This is a genomic window from Streptomyces sp. NPDC001508, from assembly GCF_040298665.1.
Classification (GTDB): Bacteria; Actinomycetota; Actinomycetes; order Streptomycetales; family Streptomycetaceae; genus Streptomyces.
The window spans coordinates 11,467-23,828 of record NZ_JBEPAP010000076.1 but is presented as its reverse complement, the minus strand read 5'-3'; the positions used below and the strand labels follow the sequence as shown (position 1 = coordinate 23,828).

9 protein-coding genes and 2 pseudogenes are annotated in these 12,362 nt (G+C 68.6%); 6 read left to right on the top strand and 5 right to left on the bottom strand.

The features are described from left to right. Positions 1 to 12 precede the first annotated feature (12 nt). From ABT245_RS39950 to ABT245_RS39940, 3 genes are all read left to right on the top strand, one after another. A complete protein-coding gene (locus ABT245_RS39950; protein ID WP_351744190.1) occupies positions 13 to 777 on the top strand; it encodes a creatininase family protein in 765 nt (254 codons plus the stop codon). A 169-nt stretch (positions 778 to 946) separates the two neighbouring features. Then, a complete protein-coding gene (locus ABT245_RS39945) occupies positions 947 to 2,074 on the top strand; it encodes a mandelate racemase/muconate lactonizing enzyme family protein (protein WP_351744187.1) in 1,128 nt (375 codons plus the stop codon). After that, positions 2,071 to 2,460: a RidA family protein gene (locus ABT245_RS39940; RefSeq protein ID WP_351744184.1), complete on the top strand. Its 390-nt coding sequence runs from the start codon at positions 2,071 to 2,073 to the stop codon at positions 2,458 to 2,460. The genes ABT245_RS39945 and ABT245_RS39940 overlap by 4 nt, the downstream gene beginning before the upstream one ends. A 228-nt stretch (positions 2,461 to 2,688) precedes the next feature. On the opposite strand, the gene ABT245_RS39935 is transcribed toward ABT245_RS39940, so the two are convergent. Together ABT245_RS39935 and ABT245_RS39930 are read right to left on the bottom strand one after the other, a co-directional pair. Continuing rightward, positions 2,689 to 4,131: a CehA/McbA family metallohydrolase gene (locus tag ABT245_RS39935; RefSeq protein ID WP_351744247.1), complete on the bottom strand. Its 1,443-nt coding sequence runs from the start codon at positions 4,129 to 4,131 to the stop codon at positions 2,689 to 2,691. Next, a complete protein-coding gene (locus ABT245_RS39930; RefSeq protein WP_351744181.1) occupies positions 4,023 to 4,730 on the bottom strand; it encodes a hypothetical protein in 708 nt (235 codons plus the stop codon). Before ABT245_RS39930 ends, ABT245_RS39935 begins: the two co-directional genes overlap by 109 nt. Before the next feature lie 424 nt (positions 4,731 to 5,154). On the opposite strand from ABT245_RS39930, the pseudogene ABT245_RS39925 reads away from it, so the two are divergent. From ABT245_RS39925 to ABT245_RS39915, 3 genes and pseudogenes are all read left to right on the top strand, one after another. Beyond that, positions 5,155 to 5,328: pseudogene (locus ABT245_RS39925) on the top strand (glycoside hydrolase family 97 N-terminal domain-containing protein); the annotation flags it as partial. A 19-nt stretch (positions 5,329 to 5,347) separates the two neighbouring features. Next, positions 5,348 to 5,701 (top strand): annotated as a pseudogene (locus tag ABT245_RS39920) (chorismate-binding protein); the annotation flags it as partial. 138 nt (positions 5,702 to 5,839) lie between these two features. After that, on the top strand, positions 5,840 to 6,913 hold the full coding sequence (locus ABT245_RS39915; RefSeq protein ID WP_351744178.1) for an LLM class flavin-dependent oxidoreductase: 1,074 nt from the start codon (positions 5,840 to 5,842) through the stop codon (positions 6,911 to 6,913). Between the two features lie 646 nt (positions 6,914 to 7,559). Here the strand turns inward: ABT245_RS39915 and ABT245_RS39910 are convergent. The 3 genes from ABT245_RS39910 to ABT245_RS39900 all read right to left on the bottom strand — a co-directional run bounded on the left by ABT245_RS39910 (position 7,560) and on the right by ABT245_RS39900 (position 12,213). Then, positions 7,560 to 8,729, bottom strand: a complete 1,170-nt coding sequence (locus tag ABT245_RS39910; protein ID WP_351744175.1) for an acyl-CoA dehydrogenase family protein — start codon at positions 8,727 to 8,729, stop codon at positions 7,560 to 7,562. A 76-nt stretch (positions 8,730 to 8,805) separates the two neighbouring features. Then, positions 8,806 to 9,582 carry an SDR family NAD(P)-dependent oxidoreductase gene (locus ABT245_RS39905; RefSeq protein WP_351744172.1) on the bottom strand — a complete coding sequence of 259 codons (777 nt, stop codon included), beginning with the start codon at positions 9,580 to 9,582 and terminating at the stop codon, positions 8,806 to 8,808. A 510-nt stretch (positions 9,583 to 10,092) separates the two neighbouring features. Further along, positions 10,093 to 12,213 carry an oxidoreductase gene (locus ABT245_RS39900; RefSeq protein ID WP_351744169.1) on the bottom strand — a complete coding sequence of 707 codons (2,121 nt, stop codon included), beginning with the start codon at positions 12,211 to 12,213 and terminating at the stop codon, positions 10,093 to 10,095. Positions 12,214 to 12,362 lie beyond the last annotated feature (149 nt).

Genomic DNA, 12,362 nt, shown 5'->3' with positions numbered 1-12,362 from the left:
GAAGGTAGCACTGTGATCCACCGGAAATTGGCCGAGTCGACCTGGCAGGAGGTGCGGGCGGCCGGGGCACGGGCCATCGCGCTGCTCCCCATCGGGTCCCAGGAGCAGCACGCCGCCCATCTGCCGATGGGCACCGACACCCTGCTCGCGGAAGCGGTGCTCGACCGGGCCACCGCCCTGCTCGCGCAGGACGACGGCACCCCTGAGCTGGTGCGCCTGCCCGCACTGCCCTTCGGTCACAGCCCGCACCACCTGTTCGCGGCAGCGGTGTCGCTCGGTGCGGCCACCCTGGGGGCGGTCCTCGACGACGTACTGGACTCGCTGGCCACCTCCGGCTACCGCCGGGTCATGGTGGTCAACGGGCACGGCGGGAACGACGAGATCATGCGGCTGGCCGTCAAGCGGTTCGCGCTGCGCCGCGACGTGACCGCCGCGGCGTGTTCGTACTGGACGGTGACCTCCGGGGAGGACGACGCGGAGCGCCCCGAGGTCACACCGGGGCATGCCGGGTGGTTCGAGACGTCGCTGATGCTGGCGGCCCATCCGCACCTCGTCCGTACCCCCGTGCCGCCGCGCGCGCCGGTGGAGCCGCCGCCGCTGTTCGACAACCCGCCCTGTCCGGGACTGACCGTGGAGCGCCACGGCGAGTGGGCCAGGGTCGGCGGGGCGACCGACGACGCCTCGTCGGCCGATGCGGCGCGCGGCCACCGGCTGCTGGAGGCGCGGGCCGCCGGGCTGGCCCACGCGATCCGGGCGTTCGATGCGGCCACCCGCTGAGCCCCGGCCTGTGCCACCGCGCAGCCCGACACCGCTGAGCCCGGCACCACCGGACCTGTCACCACCGAGCCCGACACCACCGGACCTGTCACCACCGAGCCCGACACCACCGGACCTGTCACCACCGAGCCCGACACCACCGAGCACCACCGAGTTGGAGAGAAGAAGCATGAAGATCGTCGATGTCGATGTGTGGGTCGTCAACCTCCCGCTGGTCAACCCGTTCACCAGCTCTTTCGAGACGAAGACGGGAGAGACCCGCACGGTGGTCCGCATCCGCACCGACAGCGGCGTCGAGGGCTGGGGCGAGACGATGTGGGGCCGGCCGGTCGCCGCGATCGTCGAGTCGCTGGGCAAGGACCTGATCGGCACCAGCCCGTTCGCGCTGGAGAGCTTCCACCGCAGGCACCACATGGTGCCCTTCTTCCACGGCTACCTCGGCTACGCGGCGATCGCCGCCATCGACGTGGCGTGCTGGGACGCGATGGGCAAGGCGACCGGCCGGCCGGTGACCGACCTGCTGGGCGGCCGGGTGCGCGACGAGGTCCCGATCACGGCCCTCATCACCCGCGCGGACGCCCCCGGGGCGAGCGGCGCCGCACTGGCCGGGGCACTTGCCGAGCATGCGGTGCGGGTGGTGGAGGAGGGCGGCTTCGACGCCGTCAAGCTCAAGGGCACCAGGGACGTCCGCGGGGACGTGGCCATCTTGCGGGCGCTGCGGGCGGCGCTTCCCGAGGTGAACCTGCGGGTCGACCCCAACGCGGCCTGGTCGGTGCCGGACTCGGTGCGTGCGGGCATCGCCCTGGAGGAGCTGGACCTGGAGTACCTGGAGGACCCCTGCTCGGGCATCGAGGGCATGAGCCAGGTGAAGGCGAAGGTCCGGATCCCGCTGTGCACCAACATGTGCGTGGTGCGGTTCGAGGAGTTCGCTCCCGCGATACGGCTGAACGCCGTCGACGTCATCCACGGTGATGTCTACAAGTGGGGCGGCATCGCGGCCACCAAGGCGCTCGCCGCGCACTGCGAGACCTTCGGGCTCGGCATGAACCTGCACAGCGGCGGTGAGTTGGGCATCGCGACCGCGGCGCACCTCGCGGTCGTCTCCAGCACACCGGTGCTCTCGCGCGCCATCGACAGCATGTACTACCTGCACGCCGACGACATCATCGAGCCGCTGCACCTGGAGAACGGGCGGCTGCGGACACCGGAAGGACCCGGTCTCGGCGTCACCGTGGACGAGGACAAGCTGCGGCACTTCGCCGCGGTCAACGAGCGCGAGGGAGATCTGACGCGATGAGCGGGCACGGAAAGCAGGCGGTGCGCACCGAGGACGCGCCGCGCCCCGCGGGGGCGTACAGCCAGGGCGTGGTGGCAGCGGGGCTGCTCTTCACGGCCGGGTTCGGCCCGCAGGACCCGAGAACGGGTGCGGTGCCCGACACGGTGGAGGAGCAGACGGCGCAGGTCCTGCGCAATGTGCGGGCGGTACTCGCGGCGCGCGGGCTCACTACCGACGACGTGGTCAAGGTGACGGTGCATCTCCAGCACCTGCACCGTGACTTCGCGGCCTACGACGCGGTCTACCGGAAGTTCTTCACCGAACCGTACCCGGTGCGCACCACGGTCGGGTCGGACCTGATGGACATCCTCGTGGAGATCGACGTAGTTGCCGCACTCCCCCGCTGAGGCTGTGGCCGCCTGCATGAGCGGCTGATGCCCGGCTGCGGCCACCGTCCTCTCGCCGCTCGACTCGTCCCGCGGCGACGGACGGTGGCCGTAAGCCGAGGCCGGGTCACCCGGGCCGTGAGTCCGGGCCGGGTCGCCCCGCACCCTTCATCCGGGAAAGGCCACCGTGCCGGGCCCCACAGCAGACCGGATGCAGGTGATCTGCTGCCAACCGACCGACCAGGTGCATCACTCGACCTCGCTCTCGTCGCGGCGGGCGGCATAGACGGTCTTGGCGTGGTCGTACGCGGCGCGCGCCTCGTCCCGCTCGGCCGCCCTGATGAAGCCGTTCTTGACCTCCCACAGCTTGTCGACGCAGTCGTGAAGCCCCTGGGCGCTGCGCCGGGAGGCACGAACGGGCCTGTCGCCGACCTCGACGAAGACCGGTTGTGTGTGCATGCTCGGCAGCACACGCAGCGCGATCCATGACGAACGTTCCAGTTCGATGTCGAAGGCGACATCCTGCTCCGTGCCGTCGGCGACGAGGTCAGTCGACGCGACCGGGTGGCCGTTCACGACCACCTCGAGCGAGACGGATCGGGAGTCGCCGATCCGTGCCCACTCGAGATGCCAGGTGGACGGTTCCCAGAAGCCCCATTCATTGGGTCGCGTATTCGGAACTGTGAGTTCCTCGGGAGCGAGGTCATAGTCGAACCCTGCGATCGTCGGCTCTGGTCGCCGCTCCGGCAGCAATGCCGCGACGGTCGCCGTCACATGTACCCGACCCGGCTCCGTCCGGCGCTGTTCGCGGGCCTGGTCGCCGTCGAGCGCCAGGTCGAAGGCGTGGCTGCGGCCGTCCCCGAAGTAGGAGGCCCTGGTCCGGAGCCCGTCGAGCCATGCCTCAAGCGCCCGGTCGCCCTTCGGAGGCAGAGGCAGCGATACGTAGGTGCGTCCCATGCCGGGTCGTTCGTCCGATATGCACGGGAAGTCGGTCTCGTCGACCATCATCGTGCGATAGCCGATGTTGAGCAGGTGATACCAGGTGTTCATCTCCGCGGCGATCCCGAACTCCGCGCCCGCGACGAAGTCGACGGCCTCGTGCGGCACGTCCACGATGAGTTCGTTCGAGCCCATCGCCGAGAACGGCGGGATGTCGAAGTTGGGCAGTTCTCGGGAGGCGGTCCCCATGCCGGAACCGCAGTGTGCGAAGCCGGTGAGCGCGCCCTGCGCCCGCGCCCAGCGATGGATCGGCAGGTTCCACGACGGCCAGTCCTCCAGGATCTTCGCCCCCGGGTAATCCTGGTCGGTGAGACCGAGAAGGATCAGATGGCCGGAGTGACTCGAAGGGAACCCGGAGATCTCGACGTCGTAGCGCAGCACGCTCTGATCGTCGTGAGCGGTGGGCTGCGGCTCCCATGTCACGCCCTGCGCCTCCTGGTGCGAGGGGAACTCCAAGGTCGCGGGCGGGCTGACACTGCGGCCCGTGAAGAACTGCGTCTGGTAGTAGTAACACGGTCCCCAGGTCAGCACGCTCGACACCCAGATCCCCTCGCCTCGGACGTGCCGGATCATCGTCTCCGGCGTTACGCCCTCCGTCGGCAGGCTGTAGTGCGAACAACCGCCGGCGTGGATGTGTACATCGCCCGAGTAGTAACCGCGCCCGGCGGGATCGATCCAGCGATCGAGCCGCACCCCGAGAGACACCCGCACGTCGAAACGTAAAACTGCGGGCACACCGCCACTTCGACATAGACGACGCCTTCGTCAGCGGCGTCCTCGGCCAGTTCGAGGAAGAGGCGAGCCAGATTCCCGGGATCCGAGAGTACGGCGAACAGCCCCTCGTAGTACCTCCCGAACTCCCCGAAGTCCTGGAAGTTCTGCACCGGTGAGATCGCGATGCCGAGCACGCTCGCGAGCGTCTCCCTGCCGGCACGGGAACTCGGACGAGTCGGGGCGAAGCGTCTGATGGACGAGATCAAAGGGGCCGCGGACGGCGACAGCGTGGTCACGCTTGCCACCGCCCTCAAGTTGCGCCCTTCACTCGGTACCGCCCCCTCGCCGGGCCCCACGAAAGCAGGCGTCGGCCACATCGCGTAGAGCTGAAGAACCGGCACATCCTCGGCAAGGCCGCACAACGCGGCGAGCGGTACAGCGCCGTTCCCGGCATACCCCGGCCCCAGCGGACGCCCCTGCGGCATACAGCCCAGCCATTGCCGGAGCAGGCCGAGGTCGCAGGAGATCTGGTCCAGCAGGTCCAGGATCTGGGTGACCGGGCCGGCAGTGTCGTTCACGCTGGCGCGGCTGACCGGAAGCGACGACCACTGTCGTTCGTCCCGACCGCCGGGACGGTCGCGGAGTCCTCAGTCCATCCCCGCCGGGACGGTCCCCGGGGTCGGTGGTGGCCGGCTGCGTGCCGAACCCGATCACGCCGGTCGCCGCGACCACCGCAACCAGCCGCACGGCCCGTCTGCACGGTGCTCCGGTCTTCGTACTCGTCCCGGTGATGTCGCGCCGCAGGGCGTCGCCGGTGCCTCGGTCGCGCGGTGCGTCCTTTGGTCCAGCCGAAGCCGCGTTCGTCGTCGTAGGGGCCGCCGGGGGTGAGCCGGGTCCAGCCGGGTACCGGGGGACTCCCGTCCGGTCCTGCGTCGAGCGCCGGCACGACGTCGTCAGCGTGCGGAGCGCTCACCACCGGCGCCGACCGGCCGCGCTCGGTCTATGCCCGGGAAGGCGTACTGCGGACCGTGCAACCGGCGGCCGGGCTACGGTTGGGACCTGGTCGTCCGGGTCTTCGACGACGGCGTCGGCTTCCGCTGCCGCCTGCCGGCCCAGACCGGGCTCGACACCTGCACCGTGACCGCCGAGCGAACCAGGTTCTCCCTGCCGCCCACGGCCACGGGTTGGTCGCCGGCGGCGGGCACGGCCTGGAGGGCCGACGAGCGGCATCATCGACCGGCTCGAAGGCGGATCGCGCGGCATCTACTCGGGCGCACTCGGTCACCTCCGGCTGTCCGGAGCGGTCGACCTCAGCGCCGTCATCCGCACGCTCGTCATCACCCCGGGCCAGGTCCGCTACGGCGTCGACGGCACGATCGTCGCCCTGTCGGACCCGGAGGACGAGTTCGAGGAGACCGCGGTCAAAGCACGGCCCGTGCTCGCCCTCTCCCGAGAGGGCTTCCCGGGGCACACACCGCAACCAGGTCTGCTGAACAAGAGTCGGTGCGCGGCCATGGCCTGCCGGTCGCTTCAACCGCGCTGCCAGTGAAACAACACGCCGCTTGTGGGCACGGAGAAGACTGGCGTCGGCTCTTGGAACTATTCACATGGCTTCTTCGCCTCGCCTCGCAAAGACTGGGCGCATCCCTGGAGGGACGACTCGGATCCCGTGAGAAGGTGTCGAAAATTGAGTGAGGCAGTCGAGGTTCGCTTCGGCCTGGAGCTGGGCAGTGCGTGGAACTTGCTCACGGAGCAGGGGCGATCTCTTCACGATTGCTACCGGCGTAGTCTCCGTCAGACGCAGGTGGCAGAGCGCGTCGGCTTCGACGCGATCTTCACGGGCCACTACTACGCCCGCTACCCGGTCCCGATCCTCCAGCCCTGGCCGCTGCTCGGCAACCTGGCGTCCTTCGCGGGTGATATGCAGTTGGGCACCGGAATCCTGCTGCTTCCCCTGCTTCACCCGATGGATGTGGCTGAGGAAGCGGCCACGGTGGACGTGCTCAGCGAGGGACGTTTCATCCTCGGTGTGGGGGCGGCCTACGGTGAGGAGCTGGACCACTTCGGGATCGAGAAGAAGACTCGCGGACGACGTGTCGAGGAGATGATCGAGGTCATCCGCGCGATGTGGCGCGGTGATCGCTTCGATTTCTCGGGCGACTTCTTCGAACTCAAGGGCGTCGAGCCGACCTTGCTGCCCCACTCGCAGGCCGGTCCTGAGATCTGGCTGGCCGCGAACGCAGATGCGGCAGTGCGGCGGGCCGCCCGGATCGCGGACACCTGCTTCTTCAGTCCACACGCGAACCTCACCACGCTGGGTCGTCAGCAGGACCTCTTCCTTGAGCACTATGGTGCGGCTGAGCGCGGGCCCAGGCCCACCTGGTTGCCGCTGATGCGCGAGGCTTTCGTCGCCGAGACCACCGCTGAGGCCAAGCGCCTCGTGCGCCCCTATGTGGAGCGGCAGTATCACGAGTTGTACATCAGTCACGGTCAGGACAAGGTGATGCCGGCCGATGACGACCGTTTCGACCTGCCGATCGATGAGCTGGCGCACGAGCGCTTCATCATCGGCGACCCTGAGACGGCAGTCCAGGAGATCATGAAGTACGTCGAGCGTGGTTTCAACTACCTGGTCCTTCAGGTGCCTTGGTGCGAGGTCGACGACGCGGCGAACGAGCGCGCGATCGAGCTTCTCGGAACCGAGGTGTTCCCGCGCGTGCGGGAGCTGTGCGGAGCCCGCGGAGCAGGTATCGGCAAGTGAGCCGCTTCCAACTTGGTTGAGAGACGCGCCCGTCGTCCGTGCTCGATCGTGCGCGGGCTGCTGAGCGAGGTGCCGCAAGAAGGTGGCAGCGGGCCGAGTTCGCGGGCTTTCCCAACTCCGGGCGACTGCAGGGCTTGTGCCTGGCTGGGGAGAACACCGGGTGCGCTATGTGCTCGCTGCCCATGAAGCCACTACCGGGCGGACGCACCCGCCAAGGCCCGCGAGCTGTACACGATGGAGGGGACGGTGCCCTCAGGCGTCCGTCCCCTCCAGGCGGTTTCCCTCCCGTGGAGGCGGCGTTCGAGCGCCGCTCGTGCGCCGAGGGCGCCCAAGGGCCCCGAACTCGTCCGCGAAATGGCCTACTTCCTCTGCCCACACGGACCCGGGTCTGACCATGGCCGCACCGTCTCCCGCTGCCGGGCAGCGGGGGACGGTGCGGCGTCAGCGCCGCCCGACGGACGCCACCGTCTACGCTCCGGATCGGAGCCGGCCAAACACGGATGGGACGCCGCCGCCCGTGGTTCTCCGCCGCTGACCTCCTGCCGAGTCGGCAGCCTGCCCCGGCCTCGTATCCTCGGCTCTCGTACCGGACAGGGCGGACCGTGCCACGGAGCCTGTCCGGCACTCCTCAGGGAAGGCCCCGGTGTCAGCGCCGAGCCGCGAGGACGCTGTCGGCCACCATCATCATCAGGACGTCGTTCGTGCCCTCGGCGATCGGCATGAGGGCCGCGTCGCGGTAGTACCGTTCGACGGGGAACTCGGTGGTGAACCCGTAGCCGCCGAGGATGCGCATGGCGTCGTACGACGCGTTGAGACAGGTCTCGGCCGCATGTGCCTTGGCCATGGCCGACTCCACGGTCGCCCGGCCCTCCTCCTGGGTCTTCACGGCGGCATTGATCATCAGCAGCCGGGATGCCTCGATCTCGACCGCCATCTTCGCGAGCCTCAGTTTGACCGCCTGGTAGTCGCCGAGCGGGTGCCCGAAGGTTTCTCGCTCGGTGGCGTACTTGGTGGCGGCCTCCAGGCTCGCGCGGGCGATGCCGACCGCGGCGCCGGCCATGTAGATCCGGCCGCGGTCCAGGGCGGACATCATCTGGTAGAAGCCCTGCCCCTCGACGTCGCCGAGCAACTGTCCGACGGGGAGCCTCGCGTCGTCGAAGACGAGCTCGCACAGATCGAGTCCGCGGTGGCCCAGCTTCTTGATGTCCCGGCTGATGGTGTAGCCGGACATGTGGCGCTCGACCAGCACCAGGCTCATGCCGCGGTGGGCCGGCTGGGCGTTCACATCGGTGCGCACCAGCATCACCAGGGGGGCCGCGTGCCGGGCCTGGGTGATCATCGTCTTGGTGCCGTTGAGGACGTAATGGTCGCCGTCGCGCACCGCGGTGAGCCTGATGTTCTTCAGGTCTGTGCCGACGGAGGGCTCGGTCATGGCGATACCGCTGGTCCGCTTGCCCGCGGCCAGTTCCGGCAGGTACTTCTGTTTCTGCTCCTCGGTGCCGTACTTACCGATGAGCCAGGCACCGCTCGCCGAGCTGCCGACGACGCTGGCGAGGCCCATCCAGCCCCGGGCCAGTTCCTCGAAGACAAGGCCGTAGCTGACGTAGTCGACGTCCGAACCACCGAACTTCTCCGGGACCGACATGCCCATGAGGCCGAGCTTTGCCATCTCGGGCAGAAGGTCGGCGGGGTATTCGTCCCGTGCCTCGCGCTCCATCGCGGTGGGGATCACACGCTCGTCCACGAATTGGCGCACCACCGCACGCAGCGCCTCGTGCTCCTCGGTGACGCCGAGGACCGTACGACGGTTGGACATGATTGCTCCGATCAGACATCCGGCGAGGGTCGGGGAAGGGCAAGCCCTCTCCTGCGGAGTCGGGCCGCCATCGGCGTCAGGTGGCGATCCAGCCGCCGTCCACATGGACCACGTCGCCGCTGATGTAGGCCGCGCCCTCGCCGGAGAGGAAGAACACGGTCGCGGCGATCTCCTCCGGCAGGCCGGGCCGGCCGGCGGGGATCAGCAGGTTCATCAGGTCGGCGTTGACCCCGACGCCTCGGTTGGCGTCGACCAGGTCACCGAGGATCTCCTCGGACGTCGCCCGGATCCCGGTGCGGATGGCGCCGGGAGCGACGACATTGGCGGTGATGCCGTACTGCCCGAGGTCGTAGGCCAGACGGCGGGTGAGACCCTCGATGCCGGCCTTGGCGGCGCAGTAGGCGATGCCGTCCGGCATGGCGCGGCTCGCCGCGATCGAGCCGATGGTGATGATCCGGCCGCTGCGCTGAGTGATCATCTGCTCGGAGACTGCCTTGACGGCGTTGAAGCAGCCGGTCAGATTGATCCCGATGATCTTGTTCCAGAGTTCGGCGCCGGTCTCCTGGATGTCGGCGACCCCATCGAACACACCGGCGTTGCTGACCAGTACGTCCACCCGGCCGGTCCGCGCCACCACCCAGTCGACGAAGTCATGGAGAGCCGCGGCGTCCGTGACGTCCACCGGACGGCCCTGAACCAGTTCGGAGCCGAGCGACCGCACGGTTTGGTCCAGGCGCTCCTCGGACAGGTCAGCCAGGAAAACACGGTCACCGGCTTCCGCGAAAGTCGCCGCCACCGCCGCCCCGATCCCGCTTCCGGCACCGGTGACAACGACGCTCCTGGGTTCCGTCATATCCTCTTCCCGTTCTCGCGTTCTACGTCGGCTTTTCTCGGTCATGGCGCTGATATCACCCGACGCCTCACACATTAGGTCGGCGCTCCCCCGGCACGTCACTGGTGGAGTTACCACATGTGGAACGACACGTTGGAACAGCACCGATTCATGGCCAGACTCCCCGGTGGGTCCGACACGCCGCTGCCCTCGACGGCGCAGGGCAAGGAGATCGCCGCGCGGACGGCAGTGCGCCTGGACAGCGGATCACCGGCGCGGTCGACATCCGCGCGGGCGGCACCACGACCCAGTCGGTGTCCGCCGCGTCCTACGTAGTCACCGGCAAGGTCACGGGTGGGCACACCGGTCATCCAGGTCAAGCCGACGCCACCGCGCCCGATAAGGCCCCGTCCGGCCCGAGGTCGACATGCGACTTACCGCAGCGGTCGCCGAGCGGAAGGGCCGACGGCCATCGCAACACATGCGGCGGGCCCCGCCACCGCGCGGCCCGCCTCATCGTGTTCCGCCGGGTCAGTACAGGGGCGAGGTCGCCCGGCCGCCGACGACGAAGTCGTCCTCGGTGGCGTCGATCAGACGACGCTCGCGTACGAAAGGCAGCGGCTGGGCGGGGCTCGGGGAGTCGATCTCCCGGGCGAGGCGGTGCCCGGAGAAGACGGCGTCCGCGATGAAATTCGGCCGCACGCAGTCGCCGATCCGGTACACCGCTTCGATCCCGTTCTCGGCCCACTGCGCCGAGCGCCCCTTCAGCTCCCGGTACAGCCCGGACTGCGCCTCGCGCTGGCCGACCAGGATCACGCTGTCCACGGCCTGGTCGGACGTCTTTCCATGGCTGAGCACCTGCAAGCCGTTCGAGGTCGCTCCGGTCACCGTGCTGCCGGTCCGGATGTCCACGTCCAACGTCTCCAGGTCGAGCATCAGGCGCCGGTACTCCATCGTGAACTTGGTGTAGTGCCCCAGTGCTTCGGCGGGTGTCACCACGGTCACCGCATGGCCGTCCTTCGCAAGGTACTCCGCAAGGCCGGGGCCGACGAAGTAGCCGTCGGTGTCGATGATGACAACCCGCTCCCCTACCGGCTTTCCCGCCTCCAGGACGTCCTCCGGCGTCAGCAGGCGCTCGCCAAGGGCGGAGAGGAAGTCCATCGGGCGACGGTCGTACGGGGACAGACCTGCGCGGCTGTACCGGGAGCCGGTGGCCACGACCACCAATCCCGCGCCGTAGTCGAGCACTTCGTCGGCGTCGAGCCGGGTGTTGAAGATCGTCGTGACGTTGTTCAGCTTCGACAGCTGGAACTCGCGGTACTCGATGAGGCGCCGCCACTCTTCACGCCCCGGGATCTTGGTCACCCAGTTGAGGCATCCGCCGAGCTGCCCGGTGGCCTCGATGAGGTGGACATTGCGCATCCCTCGTTTCCCGAGGACCATCGCGCACTCCATGCCGGCCGGGCCCGCACCGACGACCAGCACGTCGTTGTCGTGGTTGCTCGCCTGTGTGAAGCGCTCGGGGTGCCAGCCGCGCCGGAACTCCTCGCCGATCGTGGCGTTCTGCGTGCATATCTGGTGCGCGTGGGCGACGTCCCTGGACACACAGAAGTTGCAGCCGATGCACTCGCGGATGTCCTCGATCCGCCCTGTGCGGATCTTCTCCGGCAGGAAAGGGTCCGAGATGCCGGCGCGTGCGGCGCCGATGAAGTCGCACTGTCCCGAGCGGATGACATCGACCATGGTGTCGGGGCTGTTGAACCTGCCGACGTTGACCACCGGCTTCTTGCTGTGTTTCTTCAGATGGGCGACGAACGGGGCCTCGTGGTTCTCCTTGGCCGTACGCGACGACTGGGCGTCAAGTCCCCAGTCGAAGCCTCCGATCACCAGGTCCCAGTAGTCGACGAGGTCGTCCATGTACGCGATGAACTTCGGGGCCTCGCCATGCGCCCGCATGCCGCGCTCACCGATTCCGAGCGGCTCGTCCAGTGTGTCCACCCCGAATCGGAGTCCGACCGCCGCCGAGTCCCCCAGGGCCGCCCGGGCCTTGGTGAGCGTCTCGCGCGCGAATCGGGCCCGGTTCTCGAAGCTGCCGCCGTATGCGTCGGTCCGCGTGTTGTAGTACGGGATGAGGAAGTGCGCCAGGATCGACGCCGCGTGCCCGCAGTGGAAGGTGATCAGGTCGAAACCCGCATCGCGGGCCCGCAGCGCGGCCTTGACATGCAGGTCCTGGATCTCCTCGATGTCCTCCAGCTCCAGTGCCGCGCAGGTCGCCGCGTAGCCGACCGGCAACCCGGACTCACCGGCGACCGGGATGACGCCTCGTGCGTTGAGGCCGCGTCCCTCCGTGGAGAACCCGATGGAGGAGTGGTACTCAAGTTCGATTCCGGCCAGACTGCCGTGCTCATGGATCCGGTCCACGACGTAACGCGAATTGCGTATGTCACCCTCGTCCCACAGGCGCGCGAGGGGCGCCGGCGATTTGTCCACCTCCGGCGCGATCGAGGTCGCCTCGGTGAAGACCACACCCCACCCGCCCTCGGCTTTCATCCCTCGGTAGCCGGCCATGTGGCTGGGCCGCTCGGTGCCGAAACCCGCGGCGTGGGGTGTCTGCCAGAAGCGGTTGCGAGCAGTCTTCGGTCCCAGCTGCACAGGCTCGAAAAGAATGTCGTACCTGCTCGACGATGCCATCCGGGTGGCCTCCCGTCTTTCCTTGTGTCCGCCCGATGATTAAGGGTGCCGTCACCGTAAGCGGCGCCGATTCGGGCTTCCACTGGAAATCTCATCAAGAACCCGCCCGA